The sequence below is a fragment of the Bartonella bovis 91-4 genome (assembly GCF_000384965.1).
GTDB classification, from domain to species: Bacteria; Pseudomonadota; Alphaproteobacteria; order Rhizobiales; family Rhizobiaceae; genus Bartonella; species Bartonella bovis.
In genome coordinates this window covers 423,308-449,425 of the sequence record NZ_CM001844.1, presented here as the reverse complement: position 1 = coordinate 449,425, position 26,118 = coordinate 423,308, and the positions used below count along the sequence as shown (strand labels likewise).

At 37.0% G+C, this 26,118-nt stretch carries 21 protein-coding genes; 6 read left to right on the top strand and 15 right to left on the bottom strand.

Features of this window, described 5'->3' with window-relative positions:
• Window positions 1-7: 7 nt before the first annotated feature.
• The 7 genes from BBBE_RS01945 to BBBE_RS01915 all read right to left on the bottom strand — a co-directional run bounded on the left by BBBE_RS01945 (window position 8) and on the right by BBBE_RS01915 (window position 8,571).
• Entirely contained in the window at window positions 8-1,252 is a 1,245-nt protein-coding gene (locus BBBE_RS01945; RefSeq protein WP_010700937.1) for a class I SAM-dependent RNA methyltransferase, read from the bottom strand.
• A gap of 717 nt (window positions 1,253-1,969) precedes the next feature.
• Complete coding sequence (gene dxs / locus BBBE_RS01940; RefSeq protein WP_010700936.1) at window positions 1,970-3,892, bottom strand: 1-deoxy-D-xylulose-5-phosphate synthase; 1,923 nt, start codon at window positions 3,890-3,892, stop codon at window positions 1,970-1,972.
• 218 nt (window positions 3,893-4,110) lie between these two features.
• Window positions 4,111-4,365 (bottom strand): exodeoxyribonuclease VII small subunit, encoded by a 255-nt coding sequence (locus BBBE_RS01935; protein WP_010700935.1) that lies wholly within the window; start codon window positions 4,363-4,365, stop codon window positions 4,111-4,113.
• Between the two features lie 7 nt (window positions 4,366-4,372).
• Entirely contained in the window at window positions 4,373-5,476 is a 1,104-nt protein-coding gene (gene ribB / locus BBBE_RS01930; protein WP_010700934.1) for a 3,4-dihydroxy-2-butanone-4-phosphate synthase, read from the bottom strand.
• 10 nt (window positions 5,477-5,486) lie between these two features.
• Window positions 5,487-6,581 (bottom strand): chorismate synthase, encoded by a 1,095-nt coding sequence (gene aroC, locus BBBE_RS01925; protein WP_010700933.1) that lies wholly within the window; start codon window positions 6,579-6,581, stop codon window positions 5,487-5,489.
• Window positions 6,582-6,725: 144 nt separating this feature from the next.
• On the bottom strand, window positions 6,726-7,544 hold the full coding sequence (fabI, locus tag BBBE_RS01920; RefSeq protein ID WP_010700932.1) for an enoyl-ACP reductase FabI: 819 nt from the start codon (window positions 7,542-7,544) through the stop codon (window positions 6,726-6,728).
• Between the two features lie 124 nt (window positions 7,545-7,668).
• Window positions 7,669-8,571 carry a DnaJ C-terminal domain-containing protein gene (locus BBBE_RS01915; RefSeq protein ID WP_010700931.1) on the bottom strand — a complete coding sequence of 301 codons (903 nt, stop codon included), beginning with the start codon at window positions 8,569-8,571 and terminating at the stop codon, window positions 7,669-7,671.
• A 324-nt stretch (window positions 8,572-8,895) separates the two neighbouring features.
• Between BBBE_RS01915 and pdxH the strand changes: the two genes are divergently transcribed.
• Window positions 8,896-9,519 (top strand): pyridoxamine 5'-phosphate oxidase, encoded by a 624-nt coding sequence (gene pdxH, locus BBBE_RS01910; RefSeq protein WP_010700930.1) that lies wholly within the window; start codon window positions 8,896-8,898, stop codon window positions 9,517-9,519.
• Window positions 9,520-9,618: 99 nt separating this feature from the next.
• On the opposite strand, the gene ubiA is transcribed toward pdxH, so the two are convergent.
• A complete protein-coding gene (gene ubiA, locus BBBE_RS01905; RefSeq protein WP_010700929.1) occupies window positions 9,619-10,623 on the bottom strand; it encodes a 4-hydroxybenzoate octaprenyltransferase in 1,005 nt (334 codons plus the stop codon).
• 91 nt (window positions 10,624-10,714) lie between these two features.
• On the opposite strand from ubiA, the gene purD reads away from it, so the two are divergent.
• The gene (gene purD / locus BBBE_RS01900) at window positions 10,715-11,995 is read left to right on the top strand and encodes a phosphoribosylamine--glycine ligase (RefSeq protein ID WP_010700928.1); all 1,281 of its coding nucleotides are present in this window, start codon (window positions 10,715-10,717) and stop codon (window positions 11,993-11,995) included.
• Between the two features lie 384 nt (window positions 11,996-12,379).
• On the opposite strand, the gene BBBE_RS01895 is transcribed toward purD, so the two are convergent.
• The 7 genes from BBBE_RS01895 to BBBE_RS01860 form a co-directional block, all read right to left on the bottom strand.
• The gene (locus tag BBBE_RS01895; protein ID WP_010700927.1) at window positions 12,380-12,910 is read right to left on the bottom strand and encodes a DUF6101 family protein; all 531 of its coding nucleotides are present in this window, start codon (window positions 12,908-12,910) and stop codon (window positions 12,380-12,382) included.
• Between the two features lie 142 nt (window positions 12,911-13,052).
• Window positions 13,053-14,462 carry an FAD-binding oxidoreductase gene (locus BBBE_RS01890; RefSeq protein ID WP_035464634.1) on the bottom strand — a complete coding sequence of 470 codons (1,410 nt, stop codon included), beginning with the start codon at window positions 14,460-14,462 and terminating at the stop codon, window positions 13,053-13,055.
• A 2-nt stretch (window positions 14,463-14,464) separates the two neighbouring features.
• Window positions 14,465-15,427, bottom strand: coding sequence for an L-threonylcarbamoyladenylate synthase (locus BBBE_RS01885; protein WP_010700925.1), 963 nt, complete (start codon window positions 15,425-15,427; stop codon window positions 14,465-14,467).
• The gene (locus tag BBBE_RS01880) at window positions 15,424-16,095 is read right to left on the bottom strand and encodes a ribonuclease HII (RefSeq protein WP_010700924.1); all 672 of its coding nucleotides are present in this window, start codon (window positions 16,093-16,095) and stop codon (window positions 15,424-15,426) included. Before BBBE_RS01880 ends, BBBE_RS01885 begins: the two co-directional genes overlap by 4 nt.
• 616 nt (window positions 16,096-16,711) lie before the next feature.
• A complete protein-coding gene (locus BBBE_RS01875; protein ID WP_010700923.1) occupies window positions 16,712-17,620 on the bottom strand; it encodes a 4-(cytidine 5'-diphospho)-2-C-methyl-D-erythritol kinase in 909 nt (302 codons plus the stop codon).
• 260 nt (window positions 17,621-17,880) lie between these two features.
• Window positions 17,881-18,732, bottom strand: coding sequence for a S49 family peptidase (locus BBBE_RS01865; RefSeq protein ID WP_010700922.1), 852 nt, complete (start codon window positions 18,730-18,732; stop codon window positions 17,881-17,883).
• Window positions 18,733-18,831: 99 nt separating this feature from the next.
• Window positions 18,832-19,611 (bottom strand): tRNA1(Val) (adenine(37)-N6)-methyltransferase, encoded by a 780-nt coding sequence (locus BBBE_RS01860; RefSeq protein ID WP_010700921.1) that lies wholly within the window; start codon window positions 19,609-19,611, stop codon window positions 18,832-18,834.
• 257 nt (window positions 19,612-19,868) lie between these two features.
• Here BBBE_RS01860 and BBBE_RS01855 point away from each other — a divergent pair, with 257 nt between their 5' ends.
• From BBBE_RS01855 to glyS, 4 genes are all read left to right on the top strand, one after another.
• The gene (locus BBBE_RS01855; protein WP_010700920.1) at window positions 19,869-20,885 is read left to right on the top strand and encodes a polyprenyl synthetase family protein; all 1,017 of its coding nucleotides are present in this window, start codon (window positions 19,869-19,871) and stop codon (window positions 20,883-20,885) included.
• 93 nt (window positions 20,886-20,978) lie between these two features.
• Entirely contained in the window at window positions 20,979-22,703 is a 1,725-nt protein-coding gene (locus BBBE_RS01850; RefSeq protein WP_010700919.1) for a tetratricopeptide repeat protein, read from the top strand.
• 61 nt (window positions 22,704-22,764) lie between these two features.
• A complete protein-coding gene (locus BBBE_RS01845; protein ID WP_010700918.1) occupies window positions 22,765-23,709 on the top strand; it encodes a glycine--tRNA ligase subunit alpha in 945 nt (314 codons plus the stop codon).
• Window positions 23,709-25,931 (top strand): glycine--tRNA ligase subunit beta, encoded by a 2,223-nt coding sequence (gene glyS, locus BBBE_RS01840; protein ID WP_010700917.1) that lies wholly within the window; start codon window positions 23,709-23,711, stop codon window positions 25,929-25,931. The genes BBBE_RS01845 and glyS overlap by 1 nt, the downstream gene beginning before the upstream one ends.
• The last annotated feature ends 187 nt before the right edge of the window (window positions 25,932-26,118 follow it).

Genomic DNA, 26,118 nt, shown 5'->3' with positions numbered 1-26,118 from the left:
AAATTTCTTAACGCATCTTTGTTTTGTGTTTGTTTAAAATTGCAACAATTTCGACATGAGGTGACCACAAAAATTGATCAATCGGTATGACCTTTTCTATTGTATAACCGCCTGCAACAAGAATGGATAAATCACGAGCAAATGTAACAGGATTACACGAAACCGCTACCACACGTGGTACTGTCGTTTTTGCCAACTCACACACTTGTTCTTTTGCACCAGCGCGTGGCGGATCAAAAACAACGCTATCAAAACGTTCAAGTTCCTTTGCAGAAAGTGGACGACGAAATAAATCACGCTTTTCACAAGTAACCGTTTTTAAGCCAGAAGCAAAACGTGCTGCGCGTGCTAAATTTGCCAACGCTGTTCCATCATTCTCCACTGCATGAACATTCATTGTTTTAGCCATACGTAAAGTAAAAGTTCCCATCCCTGAAAACAAATCAACAGCATTTTTTGCTTTTTTTAAATGAATTAAAATAATACGACTGATGATATCCTCTGCTTCGGAAGTTGCCTGAAGAAAACCACCAGAAGGAAATTCAACACAGACATCACCAAAATAAATCAACGGTTTTTCTTGCTCAACTAAAATTTCACCTTCAATAGATAGGCGTATAATTCCACGTGCAAGAGCTGCATGTATCATGTTTTGACGAATAAGCTTGTCGTGCACAATACAACCACTTAAAGCAACATCAAAACCATTATCAGTAAATGTTACTGTTACATGAAATCGCTTAGCATGATTGCTTAAAAGAGCACATACCGCTCTAATATCACTTAATTTCGATATAATCTGTGACCGAATAACCGGGCATTCCTCAATAGCCACAACATCATGTGAAAGATAACGATTAAAACCAACGATATGGCCCTGCTTTGTCATGGATGCTGTTAAAATGATTCGTCGGCGGCTATAATGTTCACACTTCACTAAAGGAGAAACAACTACATCAAACTGGTGCTTTTTAAGTGTATCAACAACCAATTGTCGCTTCCAAGAGTGATACGCATCAACATGCCAATGCTGAAGCATACACCCTCCACATTCTTTAAAATGTTTACAAACGGCATCAATGCGTTCTAATGATTTTTTTATTAACGCAACGGATGTACCATATTTTCCATCAAGAGCAACTTTAACAACCTCTCCCGGTAAGGTAAAAGGTATAAAAACCAAACCACGCGGTGTTTTTGCTACACCATGACCACTAGCTCCAATATGATCAATTATAACATTGTTACTCACTCTTATTTTTCTCCAAATAATCAATATTCTAAACGTTTATCATCGTTTATAATTAAGTGAAGAAAGAAAATCTTTTTATTTATCCCTTTGAAGATTCAGCTTATCAAACAAAGCACTTCTAAAGCTTTTTGCAATTGATGAATCTTTCAATTCCCCATTCTTATCATCAACTTCAAATTGAGATTTTACTAGCAAAATAATTTGGCTCTCTACTTGAGAGAAGATAACATAAGTAACAATACAAATTTACTAAACGTGAATCAACATTCAATATAGTGGAATTAATTTCCATAACTGCTATTATTTTAAATCTCTATATTTAAATTTTTTTTCATAGTATTATTCGCACTAGCACTAGATAAATGTGCATTAAACTTATTATGATTAATATCAGAAGCAATAATTATAAGATCTTCCTTCACATTTTAAGAGAATTTGCGTAAAATTACTATTAACATACTTATAGTCATCACTTGATTTACTTATAATCGAGAAACACAATCTAAATGCATTAATCAATTTTTGCAGTATGCAAAACATAACTATTGCACAAGTAACAAACTTATAAATTTCTGTATCACTAGAAATTATTTTCCTAATTTTAAAAAGTATTTTTCCGTCACCCCTAACCGCTTGCTACATAATTGCATTATATGCTCTGTGAACACATTGTAAAAATAACTAAAGAGCATTAATCTTTTTATGACCCCCTTATTATCATACTTGAATTTGCGGCACTATTCGCATTTCACGTCCCAAAGCATTAAAAACAGTATTAATAATACCCTTTGCATCAAGCCCAATATTCGAAAGCACTTTATTTGGTGAACCATGATCTAAATATTTATCAGGAAATCTTAATGTGCGAACCTTTAAACCGCGCTCTAATAGCCCCTCCTGTGCCAAAAACTGGAGTACATGCGCCCCAAATCCGCCCATTGCTCCTTCTTCAATTGTGACTAATACTTCATGTTCACGTGCTAAACGACGCATTAAATCCTTATCCAAAGGCTTTGCAAAGCGTGCATCTGCAACAGTTGTTGAAAACCCCTCTGCGGCTAATTCATCAGCTGCTACCAACACTTCAGATAACCGCGTTCCAAAACAAACTAAAGCTATTTTGCTGCCTTCACATAAAATTCGCCCTTTACCAATTTCCAGAACCTCACCCCGCTGAGGTAAATCTATACCACTACTTTCACCACGTGGATAACGAAAAGAAATAGGTCCCTGATCGTAAACTGCTGCTGTGCGCACCATATGCATAAGTTCAATCTCATCAGAAGGAGCCATCACAACAAACTCAGGAAGAGTCGTCAAAAAAACAATATCAAAACTCCCAGCATGTGTCGCACCATCCGCACCAACAAAACCTGCACGGTCAATTGCAAAACGCACGGGTAACTTTTGAATCGATACATCATGAATAATTTGATCATAAGCACGCTGTAAAAAGGTAGAATAAATTGCAACAAAAGGCTTATACCCCTCACAAGCAATACCTGCAGCAAAAGTCACAGCATGTTGCTCAGCAATACCAACGTCAAACATCCTTTTGGGAAATTTTTCAGCGAAAGAATCAAGACCCGTTCCTGTTGGCATCGCAGCCGTTATAGCAACAATCTTATCATCATGGCTAGCTTCTTCTATTAAAGCCTTAGAAAATACTTTAGTATAAGGAAGAAACTTACTTTGTGTTTTAACCTGCTTACCCGTAACAACATCAAAACGATTAACGCCGTGATATTTATCAGACGATACCTCTGCAGGTGCATATCCTTTCCCTTTATGGGTTACCACATGCACTAAAACAGGACCATTGGGATATTCGCGAACATTTTTTAAAACAGGCAATAAATGATTCATATTATGGCCATCTATAGGCCCGACATAATAAAATCCAAGCTCTTCAAACAAACCTCCCCCAACTAAAAAACCACGCGCAAACTCTTCTGAAAATCGTGCTTTATCCGAAAAAAACTTCGGTAACTTCTTGCTTAATATCTTTACTTGTTCACGCAAATTACGATACGAAGGGCGAGAAACTAATCTTGCAAGGTAAGCACTCATAGCGCCTGTAGGAGGTGCAATAGACATATCGTTGTCATTAAGGATAACAATTAAACGTGCATCCAAAGCACCAGCATTATTCATCGCCTCATAAGCCATACCAGCAGACATAGCGCCATCACCAATTACGGAAATGATGTTACGTTCTTCTTCTGCTTTCAACATGCTCGCCACTGCCATCCCAAGGCCAGCTGAAATAGAAGTGGAAGAATGACCTGCACCAAATGAGTCATACACACTTTCTGAACGCTTTGTGAAACCTGATAAACCACCATCCTGACGCAGAGTACGAATTTTATTCCTACGGCCAGTCAAAATTTTATGAGGATAAGTTTGATGACCAACATCCCAAATAATCTTATCGTCAGGTGTATTAAAAACATAATGCAGCGCAATAGTGAGCTCAACAACACCAAGCCCAGCACCAAGATGGCCACCTGTTACAGAAACTGCATCAATTGTTTCAGCTCGTAATTCATTAGCCAATTGTACCAAATCAGACTCAGGAAATGCCCGTAAATCTTGTGGAAAACAAATACGATCAAGTAATGGCGTTAATGACCGAGACAAAAAAAACTCCTTACATTACCAATAATAGTTATATAGGAACACACTTTTTATTATTTCGTGTAGAATGTGACGTATCGTCCATTGAAATACTTCACTTACTTAATATTATCTACAACTTTTCTTTTTTTATTCATTTCATAAAAAATGAGACTGATAAATTATTCTAATCAATCAAAACTCTTAGTTTTTTACATTCAATAATAAATGATTACTAAATATCATTCAGAATCAAGCGGCTCTAAACCTTCTGGATGACCTGTATCTGAAAGTCGAATTTTCTCAACTTTAGCTTCAGCCATTTTCAACAGTTTATCACAATGATTCTTAAGAGCTTCACCACGCTCATAAATATCAATTGATTGCTCCAAAGGAACATCTCCACGTTCCAAGTTTTCAACAATCACTTCAAGTTGCTTCAGTGCTTCCTCAAAACTTAACGTAGTAATGTCTTCCTTTTTTATCCCTTTCTTCATGTAACCCTCACAAAATATCTGTTCTAGATATGCGAATTCCAAAACCCTCTAAACCAACATAATGACGCTCTTTAGAAGAATAAACAATAACAGAACTAATTCCTAAATGTTTCAAAATTTGCGCTCCTAGACCAATTTGGTGCCATTCTTCTGCACGTTTAATTGCTTGTGCGTGGTTTTCTAAACCTACCATTTTCTGATCACGAATAGATGATTCACCAACACCAACGGATCCTTCACGCAAATAAACAAATACACCACGCTTTTCCTTTTCTACCATGCGCCGCATAATAACTTCAACATCCGGTGATTGACCAAAAACATCTTTCAAAATGTTTTCGCGATGCAGACGCACCGGAATATCTTCCCCATCACGAATATCCCCAAAAACAATTGCCACATGCTGAACTGTTTCCCAAGGAAGTTGATAACTTTGAACTACAGCTGGCCCTACAAATGTTTCAATATGCATTTTTCCAACATATTTTATGAGCGTCTCTTTACGCTGACGATAAGCAATAAGATCAGCAACCGTTATGATGTGCAATCGATTGTCTTGCGCAAACTTTGTAACCTCATCTCCATGTTTAACGCTACCATCATCATTAACTAACTCACCAATAACACCAACTAGTGGCAAACCAGCTAATTTACATAAATCAACAGCTGCTTCAGTATGGCCAGAACGCATGAGAACACCACCCTCATGTGCAATTAAAGGAAAAATATGTCCCGGACGGACAAAATCGCTAGCGCTTGCATTGGGATTAGCTAAATTACGAACAGCCAATGTACGATCATATGCTGAAATACCTGTCGTTATTCCGTGTTTAAAATCCACAGTAACAGTAAATTTTGTACGGTGCGCCGAATCATTATCCGATACCATAGGAGAAAGATTAAATCGTTGTGCTTCTCTCTTTGGCATAGGTGTACAAATAATACCTGATGTATGGCGAATAATGAATGCCATTTTTTCTTCTGTGCAATGAACAGCAGCAACAATTAAATCACCTTCATTTTCACGGTCGTCATCATCCGTAACCACAACAATTTCACCGCGTTCAAAAGCCTGAATAGCAGCAACAACTTTTTTCTGATTATAAGCCATCGTTTACCTTTCAACTACAGCCGACCTGGCCACGGTACCGTAAATAATGATCAGCAATAGCACAAGCAACCATCGCCTCACCAACAGGAACAGCACGAATCCCAACACATGGATCATGACGACCCTTTGTAACAACATCCACATTGTTACCATTAACATCAATTGAACGACAAGGAGTCAAAATTGATGAAGTGGGTTTAACAGCAAAACGTGCAATAATCGGCTGCCCATTTGATATCCCACCCAAAATACCCCCAGCATGATTAGATAAAAAAATTGGTTTGCCGTCACTTCCTATTCGCATTTCATCTGTATTTTGTTCACCAGTTAAGCGAGCTGCAGCAAAACCATCACCAATTTCAACACCCTTAACCGCATTAATTGACATTAAAAATGACGCAATATCTTGATCAAGTTTTGCATAAATAGGTGCCCCTAAACCTACTGGAACATTTTCCGCAACAATCTCAACAATAGCACCAGTTGATGAACCACTCTTTTGTAACTGAACTATATAATCAGCAAAAATGCGCGCTGCTTCTGCATCAGGTGAAAAAAAAGGATTGTTATCAACCTCTGACCAATCCCAACGATCACGATTAATACTATAAGGGCCAATCGCCGTCACAGCTCCTCGCACAATTAAACCAGGAATAATTTTACGAGCAAGAGCACCTGCCGCAACGCGCGCTACCGTTTCACGTGCTGAAGCACGACCACCACCACGATAATCACGAATACCATACTTAATATCATAGGTGTAATCTGCATGACCTGGGCGATATTGATAAATAACTTCACTATAATCTTTAGAACATTGATCTATATTTCGGATAAATAGCGAAATTGGTGTACCTGTTGTTACCAGTGTAGTACCGTCACATTGAGTCACAACTCCTGAAAGAACTTCTACTTGATCTAACTCTTGACGCTGCGTTGTATATTTTGATTGCCCGGGTCTACGTTTATTAAGATATGCTTGAATTTCTGTAAGAGTGAAAGCAATTCCTGGAGGACAACCGTCAATAACACAACCAAGAGCAGGACCATGACTTTCACCCCATGTTGTTACACGAAACAAATGACCAAATGTATTATGCGACATGGAGAAAGATCCATTTCTTCTTCAAATACACGCAACTATAGTGTGGATTAAACCGCGCAAAACGATTTTATCCAAAGGCGTTACTAGACTGCCTGAACTTTAAATCAAATTGTCGCTAACATATAAAACTTTATGAACCAAATCTTATTCTTTGACAACAGAAATATCAGGTGCATCAACAGCCTTCATGCCGATAATATTATATCCAGAATCAACATGATGAATCTCACCTGTAACAGAACGCGATAAATCTGAAAGAAAGTAAAGGGCAGAATCACCTACTTCTTCGATTGTCACTGTACGACGCAAAGGAGCATTATATTCATTCCATTTTAGAATATAACGAAAATCACCAATACCAGAAGCAGCCAATGTTTTAATTGGCCCTGCAGACACAGCATTAACACGAATGTTCTTTGGTCCTAAATCAACAGCTAAATACTTTACACTAGCCTCAAGAGCAGCTTTAGCAACCCCCATTACATTATAATGAGGAACAACCTTTTCTGCACCATAATAGGTTAGTGTTAAAATTGAACCACCTTCTGGCATCAATTTTTCTGCACGCTGTGCAAGAGCTGTTAATGAATAAACAGAAATGTTCATCGTTATCATAAAATTCGATTCACTAATATCAATGTAACGACCACTTAATTCATCCTTATCGGAAAAACCAATAGCGTGAACTAAAAAATCAAGCTTGCCCCACTCTTTTTCTATTGCGCTAAAAACCGCATCAATAGATGCACTATCAGAAACATCACAATGACCGCAAACAAAACCATTCAACTCTTGAGCCAAAGGCTCAACACGTCTCTTTATTGCCTCACCCTGATAGGTAAAAGCAAGCTCAGCCCCTGCTGCATTAGCAGCCTTCGCTATTCCCCAAGCGATAGAGCGATTATTTGCCAATCCTAAAATTAAGCCACGCTTTCCATATAATAAACCATTACTCTTCGTCATTAGCACTGCCTCATTGCTATTTGACATAAACATTATCTATATGCCTATGACACAGGTTACCTTTTTCTTCAAGCAATTGGTTTAAAATCAAACTTAAGCTATCTTTTGTACAAGAAAAAAGGTGTTAATTGTTTTGCATTTGCAAAAACTGTTCTAAAGCAGCATCTCCACCTTCTGGCAACATGATACGAACATGCACATAAAGATCATCTCTTTCACCACTTTTTAAACGAAGCCCCTTTCCTTTCAGCCGTAAAACACGATCAGAACTCGACCATGGGGGAATTGTCAAAACTACACGCCCTTCCAAAGTATCAACTTCTTCTTTGGTCCCTAAAACAGCATGCTTAAGAGAAATTGGCAAATCAAGATGAAGAGCTCGCCCTTCAACCCGAAAACGAGGATGTTTCTGAATATGAATAGTTACCAAAGCATCCCCTGCTTGCCCATGCGCCACCTCTTCCCCCTGGCCTTTTAAACGAATGGTTTGTCCATCTTCAACATAATCTGGTAATTTAATTTTTAATTTTTTCCCAGTAGGAAAAGTTACTTCTACTTTGTTTGCGCCTACCATCTGCTCTAATGTAATTGAAAGACTAGTACGAACATGAGCCCCTTGTTGAGGCTGACTATATTGCGTTGAATTTGAGAAATTCCTTCCCATTCCAAATAAATCACGAAAAATATCGCTTGCATCAAAACTTGCAGTACCTGATGCCCCAAAATCAAAACTTCTTGTACCACCAGTAAAAGGATTTTGTCTGTTCCTAAAATTTCCCCCAGTACCGTAAGCTTGATAAAGTGGTTTTCCTTCTGCATCAATTTCGCCGCGATCAAACTGTGCCTTTTTATCTTTATCGCCTATAATTTCATAAGCTTGATTAATTTCAGAAAATCTTTCTTTAGCTTTAGCATCACCCATATTGTGATCTGGATGATACTTCTTTGCTAATTTTCTGAATGCAGATTTAATCTCTTGCGGTTTTGCGGTACGTGTCACACCCAAAACCGTATAGGGATCACGCATATTGCCCTCTTTCTAGCCTTTTCGTTTTTTAATATCAAACAGTATATCGTTAAATATTTTTTACTACTTCATCAAGCTATTCAATAAAATCATTTTTCTTATCTATATGTTTATAAAAAAACAAAATACCAGATAAAATAGATATTTTTAATTCAATATAGCTTATGGCACCCTATGTTAAAGATAAACATAATTGAAACACCATAATAAAAATATATAAAGTCATTGGGTTTTTAGAACAAAAACATAACAACATTTTATTTTTTGATGGCAAAAATAAATCAAAGAATTTCTCACTCACACTAACTAACAGTGGAGTATATCATGAATAATAAAACACAAACGAATGATGATTTTATACAAACGCAAAATCCTTTCGCAATTTTCGAAAATTGGTTTGAAGAAGCAAAAATAAGCGAAATAAACGATCCCAATGCTATGGCATTAGCAACAGTTGATGCAACAGGTTTACCCAATGTCCGTATAGTTCTTCTTAAAGATTTTAGTCCTAAAGGTTTTGTCTTCTATACCAACTATGAAAGCTGTAAAGGACGAGAAATTTTAGGATCGATGAAAGCATCTTTAGGTTTTCATTGGAAATCACTTCGCCGTCAAATCAGAATTAGAGGCATTGTTGAAAAAATCAATCCTGAAGAAGCAGATGCGTATTTTCAGTCACGACCACGAAAAAGTCGAATCGGCGCATGGGCATCTAAACAATCTCAACCATTAGAAAGCCCTTTTGCCCTCAAAAAAGCAGTTGCTAAATATACTGCACGCTACGCAGTAGGCGATATTCCACGCCCACCTTATTGGTCTGGTTTTTGCATTAAACCTCTTTTTATCGAATTTTGGTGTGATCGGCCATTTCGTCTACACGACCGTTTACTCTTCACACGTGACTCTATTGAACAAAATAACTGGCAAAAACAAAGACTCTATCCTTAGCCATTTAACTCTTTAAAATATGAAGCCTTTGCCTTATAATACTGGCTTTCTGCTCTACTATTACAGAATATATGACCTTACTTCTCAACTAGATTGTTCTTAAATAGTAGGATGCAATATCATCCAAATACCTCCACATACCAAACCAGCAAAAATAAAAAAACCAACAAACGAATTGGATCTGAAAAGTTTTAAACATTGTGAGCTATCATCTATATCGATGACTTTGATTTGAACAAACATGTGGATGGCAGCAATAAAAACCCCTACAAAGCTAAGAATGGATACCTGCGCTAAATAAAATGCCAAGCTGACTAGCATTATAAAACCACTATATAAAATTACTAGTGCGCATTTGGTGCTTTTTCCAAAGAGGCGCGCTGTAGAACCCACACCAACAATAGCATCATCTTGCTTATCTTGATGAGCATAAATTGTATCATATCCAATCGTCCATAAAATTGATCCTGCATAAAGTGCAATTGGTGCCCAACTCAGACTTCCATACACAACCGCCCATCCCATCAATGCACCCCAATTAAAAGCAATGCCTAAAAAAAATTGCGGCCAATTTGTTATACGTTTCATAAAAGGATAAATTGCAACCGCCACTAAGGACGAAATACCTAAAAAAAAGCTAAATACATTAAACTGCAATAAAACACCTAAACCTATGAAACACTGCACTAATATAAAAATTTTTGCTTGAAACCGACTCACCTGACCTGCAGGCAGTGGGCGAGAACGTGTTCGTTCTACTTGAGAATCAATTTCGTGATCAACAAGGTCGTTCCAGGTACAGCCTGCACCCCGCATAGCTATGGAACCTAAAAAGAAAAGAAAAAGATACCAAATCCAACACACTATAATTGACAAAAGGGGTAATTGGGGCATCTCATAGGAAAGCATAGCCATGGTTGTTGACCAAAAACAAGGCCACATCAACAATTTCCATCCAATAGGTCTATCCCAACGTGCTAATTGAGCATAGAGCCATAAAGAACAAGGAAGGAAATAGTAGACCCATTGTTTAGGAGGCGCATCCATAACTCGTCCTTGATTTTCACAGGATTGAATATGTAAAATATTTTTACTTTTTTTCATCAAATGATTTCACCTTTGGTCTTGCGATAGAACCATTTCATTCTTATGAAAGAAAAACTGATTTAATCATCTTTTATAGTAGGAGCAAATCATGAACGTTCTTCTTATCGGATCAGGTGGACGAGAACATGCTTTAGCATGGAAAATAGCAGCATCACCGCTACTTACAAAATTATATTGTGCTCCTGGAAATCCTGCAACAATAGAATTAGGTGAAAATATTGATTTAAACATCAATGATCATCCCCTTGTTATCAATTTCTGTAAAACACATTTTATTGACCTTGTCATTGTTGGACCAGAAAGACCATTGGTTGAAGGTATAACTGACTCTCTTAATGCTGCTGACATATGTGTATTCGGCCCCACTCAAAAAGCTGCTCAATTGGAAGGCTCAAAAAGTTTTACAAAAGATTTATGTTACAAAAATAACATCCCTACAAGTATCTATCAATGCTTTAACAATGCTTCACAAGCTAAATCCTATATTCGCCAGCAAGGCGTCCCTATCGTTATTAAAGCTGACGGCCTGGCTGCCGGTAAAGGTGTTGTTGTGGCTATGACAATGAAAGAAGCCTTTGATGCCGTTGATGTCTACTTTGAAGATGCGTTCGATAATACAAAAAAGAAAATTGTTGTCGAGGCATTTCTTGAAGGTGAAGAAGCGAGCTTTTTCTGTCTTTGTGATGGCGAAATCGCTATCCCTTTTGGATCAGCACAAGATCACAAACGTGTTGGTGATGGCGATACTGGAGCCAACACTGGTGGCATGGGAGCCTATTCACCAGCTCCAATTATGACTGAGGAAATAATTAACCGTACTCTCAAAGAAATTGTTGAACCTACCTTGCGTGATATGGCCGCAATGGGTGCCCCTTTTAAAGGTATTCTCTTCACAGGATTGATGATAACCCAAAAAGGGCCTGAATTAATTGAATTTAATGTACGATTTGGTGATCCTGAATGTCAAGTTTTAATGATGCGCTTAAAAGATGATATTTTACCACTTCTCCTTGCAGCAGCTCAAGGAAACCTTAAAAATAAACAAATTCAATGGTCTGAAAAAACCGCTCTAACAGTTGTTATGGCTGCCAAAGGCTACCCAAATGCTCCTCAAAAAGGCAGTGTTATCCGAAATGTTGATAAGGTAAATGCTCTTCCTGATGTAAAAGTTTTCCAAGCGGGCACAGCTTTATGTAATGGAGAATTAATCGCTAATGGTGGACGCGTTTTAAATATAACAGCAATAGGAGAAACTGTTACACACGCACAAAAACGTGCCTATGAAGCTGTCGATTGTATTGATTGGCCACAAGGTTTTGCTCGTCGGGATATTGGATGGCGTGCTATTGCACAAAAAAAGATCTTTTGAGCTCTTTTTTTGAGGTGAGCTATTTCATACAAATAAAAAGATAAATTGATCTGTTTATTATCCTTTATTCATAAAAACTTTAGATGAAAGGAGTAGATGCCCAAAATCCAAAAACTACAAATCACATGATCTCCTTACTATCTTGTCTATTTTTACAACCAATTTGCCAACCACTTTCCATGAAGTGATATGTTTTGTACACATAAGAACATACTAAGTCTAATGCCCTAAAAACACAAATAATTGCAGCAGGTATAATTGAGAAAAGATTTTCCCCAATTATATAGCTAAAACTACCCTTTCATCACAATCAATGAAAAATATAAACGCCTTTGAAATCAACACATCTACCCATATAACATGAAAAAATTAATCTATATCAATTTACTGTGAGATAATTTGATTGGTGATCATTAAACGTAAACCTAATGAATCACCACAACGGAGCAAAAAACCTTTATTCCTAGAGGATGGTGATGTCATATCAAAAAATTGACGTAAAATAGAATGATCTTTGATAGTAATAATGTTCTCATTCTCACAAATCATAAACATCGGTAGATTATAAATCTTTCTCCATAACCGCCAATCTAAAAGAACATTATTCAAATCTCTAGAAACTAAAAGTGGAATACAAGCTTCTTCATCTGTATGGAACAATTCTAATGCGACAGCTTTTTCTCCTGTAAGAGTTTCTACTATACGCGTCGCAATTCCTTTGAAGTGATAAGCTGGAATCAAACGTGACAGACTGGAGGAATTATCAACTTTCAAAGAAACACTTCGCTGATTCAATGAACAAATCATGTGATTTCCTGTTTTTGATACAAAATATGTCGCCGTTTGTGGCAAATGGCACGGATCTAACCGAAACTCAGACCCTACTTTTGCCCGATTAAAACATTGATTAGCCATGTAGTTTCCCCAATTTTTTTCAATAACATATATTCTATAATACCTTTTTCTCATTGAATTATTAAGCTTTAGGTAAAAAATTTGGTTTTTTCTCAGTTATCAAAACCTTAATAAGAATAGAAAAATGTTCACGATTTTCAATTTACAACACTTTTCCAGGATTCATAATTTCTAAAGGATCGAATATCTTTTTAATCGCATCCATAATTTCTAATGAAACGGGTGATTTAAAAGTGCGTAGTTCTCTCCGCTTGAGCTGCCCAATTCCATGTTCAGCAGAAAATGCACCCTGATAATGCATCACTAAATAATGAATCCGGTCATTCATTTGTGAGTATAATTGCAAAAATGATGCAGTATCAGCCCCTATAGGTTGCGTAATATTATAATGGAGGTTCCCATCACCCATATGACCAAAACACACCACCCGTGCACCTGGGGCAATCTCTTCAACAATAAGAGCAGCTTGAGCAATAAAGTCAGGAATGGAAGCAATAGGTACCGCAATATCATGCTTAATAGACCCTCCTGCTAACTTCTGCGCTGGTGATATATTATCACGCAATTGCCAAAAAAAATCTTGCTGTTTTAATGACTGTGTCACAATCGCATCTTCTATAATATTATCTTTTAAAGCTGTTTCCAAAATAACGTTTAACACCGATAGCGCTTCATCATCACTACGTAACGATGAAATATTAATTAAAACATACCATTCATGCTCATGCTCAAAAAGCGAATTAGCATGCATCATATAGTTTAAAGCCATTTGTAAGCTGAGTTTTCCCATAAGCTCAAAACCAGTCAAAAATGCCCCCCCACAACCTTGAGCAAGGGATAAAAACTTTAAAGCATTAGCCGGACTGCGCAAACCTACAAAAGCAACTGCTTTTCCTTTGGGCTTTGGAAAAAGCTTTAAAGCCGCTGCAGTGATAACCCCCAAAGTCCCTTCCGAACCAATAAAAAGATCTTTCAAATTATAACCGCTATTGTCCTTTTTAACAAAACGCAAATCATCTAAAATACGCCCATCAGGCAAAACAATTTCCAAACCAAGACAAAGCTCACGCATATTACCATAAGCTAAAACAGCTGTCCCTCCAGCATTAGATGAAAGATTCCCCCCTATTTGACAGGAACCTTCTGAGCCTAAAGAAAGAGGGAATAAACGACCTACTTCATCTGCCTTTTTTTGTAAAGTATGCAAAATAACACCAGCTTCTACTACAGCAAAATTACCCTCAGGATTAACTAATCGAATCTTATTCAAGCGTTCCATAGATAAAACAACACTACGCCCACTATCATCTGGCTGCTGAGCACCCACAAGACCAGTATTTCCTCCTTGAGGTACAATTGGTGTACGTGTTTTGCTGGCCAAACGCATAATAGACGATACCTCATCTGTTGAAGATGGCCGTAAAAGCAAAGGCGTTTTTCCATGAAAAAGCCCACGATTTTCAAGCAAATATGGTGCAATCAAAGATTGATCTGTGATAGCATTCGCAGAACCAACAATTTTTCTAAAACACTCAATTAAACCCTGCTCCACTTTCATTCCCCTCTTGGAGCTGCAGCACGCATTAAACGATCATTAATAGCTACACCCAATCCGTAAAATGGAATAGACTCCACTGCAATGCACTTTACATTTAATGAATCCAACTGTTTCATATAGTCAAACAAATGGAATGCAGCTTCTTCCAATTGACCACTTTCACTTAAATTTAAAATAGAAATAGCATTTTCAGAACCTACAATGCGCTTCGGACCAAATGCTAAAAGTGCTTCGTTACTCTCTACTTTTTGTGCATTTAAACGTACCAAAGCATTAGGAGCATAATGTGACTTTAACATACCTGGTGCCTCAATTGCATCATGTTGATCTAATCGTTTTAAAGACTGCCCCGCCACTTCTTCAATTTCTTCAGTAGTTAACCCTCCAGGACGCAATAAATAGACATTTTGATTAAAAACCTTAATAATTGTTGATTCAAGCCCTATCTTAGAAGATCCTCCATCAATAATTAAAGGCACTGATACCCCTAAAGAGGCAAATACAGATACAGCTGAAGTAGGACTAAGACCCCCCGATTGATTTGCACTGGGAGCAGCTAAAGGTCGACCAAAATGTCGAATAACTTCTGCAAAACCACCAACAGGAAAACGAACAGCTAATGTATCAAGACCAGAAGTCGTTAAAGGATGAATATTATGATTAACCTTTAAGGGTAAAACTAATGTCAAAGGTCCCGGCCAAAATGCTTCCATGAATCGACGTGAAAGCACATCAATTTCCACATAATGTTCTGCCATAACAATGTCACTTACATGAACAATAAGGGGATTAAATTGCGGCCGTTTTTTTGTGAAAAAAATAGAAGCAACTGCTTTTCCATTAGTTGCATCTCCAGCCAATCCATAAACAGTTTCTGTCGGCAAAGCTACTAATTGACCCTGCTTAAGGACTTCAACTGCTTTTTTTATTGAAGCACTATTAAGAGGCAGGATTGTCATAAAATATCATCCTTATAATCTTCTTTCAGTGGTGCAAAACTATAACGATGCAACCCTAAAATGGGTCCATATTGAGTGATAGCCGTACGATGTGCTACTGTTGCGTAACCTACATGTTTTTCTAAACCATAACCTTTATAAACCCGCCCAGCACATTCCATCATTCGATCACGTGTTACTTTGGCAATAATGGATGCTGCCGCAATTGAAACCGAACGTTGATCACCTTTGATCAAAGCAGTTGCTGGACACGGCAAATGAGGTGGAATATCACGCCCATCAACCAACACATAATGAGCTGGAATGGCAAGCCCCGTAATACAGCGACGCATTGCTTCTAAAGTTGCTTTTCTGATATCAGATTGATCAATCGCACGGGCGCAAATACTTGCCACAGAAATCGTCAATGCATTCTGCAAAATTTTACCATAAAGTTGATTGCGCTGTTGAGCAGAAAATTTTTTTGAATCATTCAGTCCTTCAGGAATGTGGTTTTTATCTAAGATAACTGCTGCTGTTACTACAGGTCCAGCTAAAGGCCCTCGCCCAACTTCGTCAACACCTGCTATATAAAAGAAACCTTGTTCTTGTAAATCCAATTCGTGTGAAAAATCTGGTTGAAGTGGCATATTAAATACATTTGACAAATTGCGAACATGACGAAACATATATTTATTTTTGCATTACCACTCATTTTCCGCAAGCCCTACAGAAAAAATAGCTTACTCTAATATTCTTTCACTCTCAAACAACACGATAACAAAAAGATTCAAGTATAGGGGAAGCATTAGTTTTCCAATAAAATATTATTTATCCATACTTACATGCCTTAATCAAATCTGGAAAATAAAAACGAAAATTCCATTGATTATCTCACACTCTTGTACATGATAAGATTATTACAACATCAACCATTTCAATAAAAAACTCTGCGAAAATATAACCAAAACTCCCTTAATTTATTTGTTTAAAAAAGGTCTTAAAGTTTTTCGCGTAAACATTTCCAACCTTCTAAACAAAAAAACATTGTGATAATAATCTCAATGAAAGAGCAACCCCTATCTTTACCTACATAAATATATTATTGCTAATAGCACTTCAAAAATACCTATTACTCAACTGAGTAAAATTATTTTAAACTACCCTTTTTAAAGGGTCATAAAGAAATTATTTCTCTTTTCCAAATGTATTTGAATATGAATAAAGAATTTCATATTAAACAGAAAAACATAAAATTAATCAATTATTACTATAAACAGAAGCTCTTAGTCTTCACATTACTTATCAAAACCTTCCCACAGTCATAATTGATTTAACAAACCAATTTGGATGTGCCGATTTAATAAGGAAAGCTGCTTTCTGTGCTGCTTGTTGATCTTTAAAAATACCAAAGCAAGTTGCACCCGAACCAGACATGCGAGAAAAAAGAGCTCCACTTTTATCTAATGCATATAAAACATCAGCCAATTGAGGTGCAATTTTTAATGCAGGAGCAAAAAGATCATTACGCGTTTCTTTTAAAGCTTCAACCAATGAAAAAACCGTCTTTAAAGCCGTTGGATCAATCTTTAAATGAGGACGATCACGTTTTTCTAAAGCCTGAAAAATAGTGGGTGTTGCAATTTGTTGACCATGATTTACTAATACCATTGCAATAGAACAGGCTTCTTTTAGCCGCATTATATCATCACCAATCCCTTGAATAAAAAGTGGCTGCTGGTATTCTAATGCAAACAGACACATCGGTACATCAGCACCAAGTGCCAAACTAATTTCTGCTAATTCCTCACAAGAACAACTAAGATTCCACTGCCGACGCAATATACTAAGAACCCCAGCAGCATTTCCTGATCCACCACCAATACCCGAAGCAATAGGCAATGTTTTAACAAGTTGAAAAAAGGCAGGTTTAGCATTTTCAGGAAATATCTTGCGCATTAAATCACGAGCGCGAATAACTAGATTATCTGAATCAGCAACAAGTCCATCAGCAAAAGGACCTTTTACAACAAATTGATCTTTTGTAAAAGGTATATAATTTAAACAATCACCACTAAGGCTAAAATAGACCAAACTTTCTAACAAATGGTAACTATCAGCGCGCTGACCCACGACATGCAAAGCCAGATTCAACTTAATAGGTGTTAAAATACGAAGACCCTCTTTAAGAGAAGCTTGCATACCTGATATCATTTACGTAATATCCACCTGTGAAAGATCTTTCACAAGAGTTCCTTTTATATCCGTACGCGACTTAACTCTTGTATAGCAAACACGTTGCAATACCCAATACCAGTATAACTGACGCTTAAACAAATAATAAAGATATAAGGTCACCACACCAACTAAGCTGAATAAAATAAGCCGAATCATTTAAAATCCCTTTCTTTCTTGCAAGAGCTTCTAAGTAAAATGGCTAATTAAATTAAGCGTAGATTGAAATGATGTTCCAACTACAAACCATATCGTTGCCAAAGCGCACGCTCTTCTGCTGCCATCCACGCACTATCAACTACTGTATAAACCATATCAGAAGTAATCCCCGAAGGCATTTTAGGTCCTAAAAAGCTCTTGGAAGGAGAAATTAATCGAAGTTTTGTTTCATGACCAAACCGACTTTTAATAACAGAGCGCACATCACCCAATTGATCAACCAAGCCAAGCTCAACACCTTTTTTTCCACTCCAAAACATCCCTGTAAAAATATCTGAATCATCTGATAACTTCGATGCACGTCGCTCTTTAACTAAATCAATAAAAATTTGGTGAACTTCAAGTTGCAAAGATTTCAAATGTTCAACACCCATCTTCTTTTCTGGCTGAAATGGATCTAATACAACCTTGTTTTTTCCTGCTGTATAAACACGACGCTCCACACCAATTTTCTTCAAAAGCTCAGGAAAACCAAAAGAAGCTGAGACAACCCCAATAGAACCCACAATAGAAGAAGGATCAGCAAAAATTTCATCTCCGGCGCAAGCAATCATATAACCACCTGATGCTGCTACATCTTCAATAAATACGAGAACCTGTTTATTCTTCTCATTTGCCAAATCCCGAATACGCTGAAAAATGAGACGTGACTGCACAGGTGAACCACCAGGAGAATTGATAATTAAAACAACAGCTGGTGCTTTTTTATCGGCAAAAGCCTTATCTAAAAGGGAAGCACATCTACCCAATGAAAGCGTACGGGCCATAACTGAAGTTGAATCCATAATTGCCCCATGAAGACGTACTACAGGAATTTCAAGTTTATTGGAAAGAAAACGACGTGGAACAAGATTTTTAATATTGTCAATCAAAATAAAATCTCCCTATAAGAAATCGAGAAAATGTGACTCGAAAATAAATAAAAAGCCTAACTCGAATTTAAGAAATAAGCTAAAAAACACAAGATATCATTAAAAAAGTTCCCATAAACTTATACACCCATTATTAATTGCATCAACATGTGGTGAAAAAGCATGACCTTCACCTTCATGCACAATTAATGCCGGCAATATAGATAAAGCTGCTCGACTTCCCCGTTTTGCATAAAACAAAATACGAGTTGCAGCCGTTTTAGCTCGAGAGTGAACGGGAATTATACATATATTACCAAAGCGCCCCTCCAAAGCATGTAATATATCATTAAGTGATTGGGGGCGTGCAATCAACCCTAGATATCCACCTGGTTTAATAATTGCCGCTGCACTGCGTAACCAATTGTCAAACATTGCTTCAGGCATAACATGTGCCTCAGATTTTTGTTCATCAGGTGTTTTGCGATCCACAGGATTATTAAAAGGTGGATTCATAATCGCAAAATCAAAAACATTATCCATCAGACCTGCCTTTAAGCGTGCATTACCTTTTAAAGCAACATCTGCTTCTAACAAGCACACTCGGTCAGATAACTTTTTATTTTGTTTCAGCGCAAGCGTTTTTTGAGCATAAGATATCATAAAAGCTGACCGTTCAACTAATGTAACATGAGTTTCAAAACAACGTGAAGCAACTGCTAATCCCGCTGCACCTGCACCTGCACCTAAATCAACAACCTTTCCTTTAAAGTGATTAGGAACCAGACTAGCTAACAACATAGCGTCCATACCAGAACGATGCCCTTGCAAACGTGGTTGAACTAAGTAAAACTTCCCACGATGAAATTCATCAATTGTCTCATCACTATGACTTGTCATCGCTATCCATCCGTAAGCCCAACATATAATCCCTATATTGTCCTTTTTCTAATTATAATTAACTATTTTAATTTCAAAATTATTGACTTACCATAATAATTATATTTCCTAAGCGTAGAAAAAACATTCTTCTATAAATATAAAAACTTCTACTTCAGGGTAGTATCAAAGCTTGAGTCAAAAGTAATCCCGCTTTATGCTACAAATAGAAAATAAAGCTTATTTATATCTATTGAAAACACTCTAGGAGTAAACAATTGGGTGCTGTCATAAAACAAGATCATAAAAAAAATAACCAGGTTTCTTCACAAGCTCTCATCAACCTCACCAAAGATGATATGGAGCGCGTAAACCAATTAATTATCTCTATGGCTCAAGCAGATGTCGAAATGATCCCTGAAATTTGCAACCATCTTATTTCATCGGGAGGAAAGCGATTGCGTCCAATGATTACACTAGCTTCAGCTGATATGTTTGGATATCAAGGTGACGGGCATATAAAGCTTGCAACAGCAATTGAATTTATGCACACAGCAACTTTACTGCACGATGATGTAGTCGATGAAAGTAATCTCCGCCGTGGAAAATCTACCGCACGAATGATTTGGGGAAATAAAGCAAGTATACTTGTTGGTGATTTTCTTTTAGGGCAAGCTTTTAAAATGATCGTAGATGCTGGTTCTATGGAAGCGCTTGCTACTTTAGCAAACGCTGCAGCAATTATCGCTGAAGGAGAGGTCATGCAACTTGCTGCTGCCCAAAACATAGAAACCAATGTTTCAGACTATCTTAAAATCATTAATGCAAAAACAGCTGCACTTTTTTCAGCAGCCGCTGAAGTTGGGCCAATTATCGCTGGGTATAAACATGAGGAACGTTTAGCATTACGCGAATATGGCACATCATTAGGATTAGCTTTTCAATTGGTTGACGATGCACTTGATTATAGTGGCAGTGCTGAATATTTAGGAAAAAATATAGGTGATGATTTCCGAGAAGGCAAAATTACTATGCCTGTTATCTTTTCATATACACGTGGTAATGCAATAGAAAAAGCGTTTTGGAAACAAGCTCTTGAAAACAATAATAATAATGATGAATCTTTAGCACACGCACGACATTTAATGGAAAAATATGATAGCCTAACCGATACAATAGAACAGGCACGCGTCTATGGAAAACGTGCAATCAACGCTCTTTCTTCAATGAAGGAAAGTCCTCAAAAAAATGCATTCATTGAAATTGTTGATTTTTGTATTGCGCGTGTAAACTGATTATTTGCACAAATAATAATATTTTCTACAAAGAAACCTAATATGTTGATAAATCATATAATAAATTCATGATTTTTAAGAAGGATGAGCTCTATGCACTGTGTAATAAAGTCTTGCTTTTTTACTTTCGCTATAGCTGGAATCGTGTTGATGCCCTCACTTACCTATAGCAAAATTGATTCAGCTACCGATGCAAGCTCATTTACAGGTGCTTATCTAGCAGGGAGAGTTGCAAATCATGAAAATGAAACTAATCTTGCTATCAATTATTTTAAACAAGCGCTTACCTATAACCCCAATAACATTGATGCACAAAAAGAAGTCTTCGAAGCAATGCTTTCAGTAGGCGCATTTAAAGAGGCTGTTAAACAAGCAAAAAAATTACAAGAACAAAATATTCATCACCCTTTCATTTCCCTGACATTGTCAATAGATAGCCTCATCAAAAAAAATTACAAAGACATTAAACCTCTCCCACAACCAAAAACATCTCCTGCAATCAATAACCCAGCTTTTGATGTGATAAGCGCTTGGGCTACATTTGGATCAGGTAATCACTCTCAAGCAATAGCCGATCTTAAAAAGCTTCTAGGACCTATTTGGTACAATCTTTTTATACACTACCACCTTGCTCTTATGAGCGATCTAGCAAAACGCCCTAAAGATGCAAAAAAATATTTCATGCAAGCATTAAACAATCAGCAGGGTGCTATGGTCTCTCCTGATACCTATGAACGTATTATTATAGCTTATGCTTCATTTCAATTGCGTCAAAAAATGCGTAGCCAAGCTATTCAAACCATTCAGAACGGCGAAAAAATATTGTCAGGTCGAGAGATACTTAAAAACATCCGACAAAAAATTGAAAAAGGCGCTAATTTAGACAATCCCGTTAAAACACCTCAACAAGGAGCAGGTGAAATATTGTATGACTTTGGAACAACACTCAATCGAAGAAAATCAGAACATGTTGCACGAATCTTCGAACAATTATCTCTGACTTTATACCCTCAAAATGACGCTACATTGTTCCAACTAGCAAACGTCTCTGCTAAATTGAATGATCCTTATCAAGCGATTAAACTTTATCGTGCTTTATCACCCCATTCGCCTTATTATAGAGAAGGGCAATTGCAGCTTGCATTAACACTTGCCAATAACAATCAACACACTGAAGCTATTAAATCATTAACATCATTAGAGAAAAAATATCCTAATGATCGCACTATTTATATAGCGCTATCGGCTATTCATATGCAAAAAAATAACTTTACTGAAGCTGTTAAAGTTATGAATCGTGCTATTGCACAGAGGATAGATTTTCAAAAAGATGATTGGAAACTCTTTTATCAACGCGGTATTGCATTTGAACGTTTAAAACATTGGACAAAAGCCGAAACTGATTTACGAAAAGCACTTGAATTATTCCCTGATCAGCCGCAAGTCCTTAATTATCTAGGTTATACACTTATTGATCGTAATCAAAAACTTGAAGAATCATTATATATGCTTCAAAAAGCCTCAGCATTACAACCCAAAAATGGTTACATTCTCGATTCTCTGGGATGGGCCCATTATAAACTAAAGCAATATAATCAAGCTGCTGAAATATTGGAAACTGCCGTCAAATTGCAGCCTCAAGACCCAACATTAAACGATCATCTAGGCGATGTTTATTGGAAAGTTGGGCGCAAACGTGAAGCAGTATTTCAATGGAATCACGCTATTGATGGACAACCAGAGAATTTAGAGAAAATCAAAGAAAAGCTGAAATTTGGTTTGCAAGACACAACAATGCTTGACCATGCGAAGCAATAGACAGTAATAAAGATTAAATTGCTTTGATTTATCTACTAATCACATATTAAGAGTATCAAACGTGAACTTCCCCGAGTATCTCAATCCTGCACGTTCTTTTCAAGGGCTTATTTTAACTTTACAAAATTACTGGGCTCAATATGGATGTGCAATTCTGCAACCTTATGATATGGAAGTAGGTGCTGGAACTTTTCATCCAGCTACAACGTTACGTTCATTAGGACCGCGCCCTTGGAAAGTGGCTTATGTTCAACCTTCCCGACGTCCAACAGATGGTCGATACGGTAAAAACCCAAATCGTTTACAGCACTATTATCAATTTCAAGTACTTCTCAAACCCTCTCCTCCAAATTTACAAGAGCTTTACATTAACTCTCTACAAGCCATCGGCCTTGACACAAAACTGCATGACATTCGTTTTGTCGAAGATGATTGGGAAAGCCCAACACTTGGAGCTTGGGGGCTTGGATGGGAATGCTGGTGCGATGGAATGGAAATCTCTCAATTCACTTACTTTCAACAGATTTGTGGCATTGAGTGCATGCCAGTTTCAGGAGAAATTACTTATGGACTTGAACGCTTAGCAATGTATATCCAAGGAGTCGACAACGTCTATGATCTTAATTTTAATGGCTTAGATGGCGCAAACAAAATAAGTTATAGAGATATTTTTTTACAAGCAGAACAAGAATATTCACATTATAATTTTGAGTTTGCTGATACCAAACTGCTACATCAACATTTTATTGATGCAGAACGTGAATGTATCGCACTTCTTGATGTTGGAAAACCAAACAAAGAAAATAGTTGCCATCGATGTGTTTTACCAGCTTATGATCAATGTATTAAAGCTAGTCATATTTTTAATCTTCTTCAAGCACGTGGTGTTATTTCTGTAACCGAACGGCAAAGTTATATTCTCCGTATCCGTGATTTAGCACGCCGTTGTGGTGAAGCCTTTCTGTCAACTGAGGCTGGTCAAGCTCATACAAAAGGTGAAGTCTAATGTCTAATCTTCTTCTCGAGCTTTTTAGTGAAGAAATCCCCGCTCGCATGCAACGTAAAGCTGCTTTTGATCTAAAAAAATGTGTTACTAACCAACTTGTTCATACAGGATTAACTTATAAAGCTGCCCGTGAATATTGGACACCCCGCCGGTTAACATTAGATATACGTGGTCTTTCTACAAGCTCACAAGATACTTATGAAGAACGCAGAGGCCCTAGTATAAAATCACCACAACATATGATTGACGGTTTTTTGCGTGCCACAGGCCTCAATGACATTTCTGAAGCACATATTGCGCATGATAGTAAAAAAGGTGATTTTTATGTCGCTAAAATTATCAAAAAAGGTCGGACTGCAGAAGAAATTATTGCTGATATTTTGCCTAATATTATTCGTAATTTTCCATGGCCAAAATCCATGCGTTGGGGTCAAGATTCAGCCAAAATTGGAGCTCTGAAATGGATTCGATCTTTACAAAACATTCTTTGTGTTTTCGGACCAGAAATTGGTGAAACGCATATTATTCCATTTACAGTTGGCTCTCTTAAAAGCAATAATTTAACCTACGGTCATCGTTTCTTAAGTGATGGAAAACCTATCCAAATACGCCGCTTTGATGACTATATAACTCTTCTTGAAGCTCACAAAGTTATTCTGGATACAGAAAAGCGAAAAAATATTATCTTAGCAGACGCTCAAAATCTTTGTTTTGCTAACGGCTTAGAGCTGGTTCAAGATAATACTCTTTTGGAAGAAGTCGCAGGACTTGTTGAATGGCCTGTTGTTCTTATGGGCGATTTTGATAAAAGTTTTCTTGATATTCCTCCGGAAATTATCCGCTTGACTATTCGAGCTAATCAAAAATGCTTTGTAACTCGCAAACAGGGTGAAAAGATTAAACTATCTAATCGTTTTATCCTCATCTCTAATGTTCTTGCAAATGATGGTGGTAAGGAAATTACTAAGGGCAATAGCAAAGTTGTACGCGCTCGCCTTTCCGATGCATTTTATTTTTGGCAAACAGATCAACATGATTTACCGGACATCGCGTATCTAAAAGATTCTGCTGCAAAATTTGATCTTGATTTAAATAAACCTCTTGATCAGCGAATAGCACAGCTAGATTATTTAAATGTGACCTTCCATGCAAAGTTAGGGACGCAAGGCGCAAGGGTAGAAAGGATCGCTGCTTTAGCACAAAAAATTGCACCTTTAGTGCAAGCAGATCCTCTATTAGCGAAACGTGCAGCAATACTTGCAAAAGCTGATCTGCAAACAGGAATTGTTGCTGAATTTCCCGAGCTACAAGGGCTGATGGGGCGAAAATACGCACTTCTCCAAGGAGAAGATCACCACGTGGCCAAAGCAATTGAAGATCACTACAAACCTCTAGGACCAACAGATCGTATCCCGCGTGAACCTACCGCTATAGCGGTTGCATTAGCTGATAAAATTGACTTACTCGTTGGTTTTTGGCTTATTAATGAAAAACCAACCAGTTCAAAAGATCCTTATGCATTAAGGCGAGCAGCACTAGGAATTATAAAGCTTGTGCTTTCGCGTGATTCGAAAATTAATCTTATGCCACTCTTCTATCAAGCGGTTGATCTTTTTTTACAGCATAAAATCAAATATGTATCCCCCAAAATAGAGGCTGCACAACAACAAAACACTCTTTCAGAAATAAAAAAAGATATTTTATTAGATCTCTTGTCATTTTTACATGAACGTTTAAAAATTTATCTCAAAGATGAAGGAGCTCGTTATGATGCTATCGAAGCAGTTTTAACCAAAGATGCTGATGATTTTTTGTTAGTTGCACGCTGCATTGAATCTCTCATTGTTTTTATCAACACAAATGATGGAAATGACTTTTTAGCTTCTGTAAAACGTGTCGTAAATATTCTTGAAAATCAATCCTCTAAAGGAACTACAACAACAAACACACTTAACCTTGAACTTTTTATCGAAGCAGAAGAAAAACAATTATATCAAGCAATCGTTGACGTAGAAAAAAAGGTTCATGATCATATCAACGCAACTAATTTATCACTTGCACTCAATGCTCTTGTACCACTTAAAAAACCTATTGATACATTTTTTGAAAAAGTATTAGTAAACGATAAAAATTCCGCCATTCGCGCTAATCGCTTTGCTCTTCTTGAACGTGTCCGTTCAGTTACACAAAATGTCACGGATTTCTCGAAACTTACAATTTAAAATCTAACGTTTTTTCAATTTTAAAAATGATAAAAATAATTTTTGTTATTTTTGAAATACTTTATATCGAATAGTTCAAAAAAATAATAAACTATTTTTCAACAGTGTTTTAAATAATTTCAAAATAGTAAAAATTGAATACAAATTACGTTTTTTTAATAAATTGGTAAAAAACTTAGAAAACATA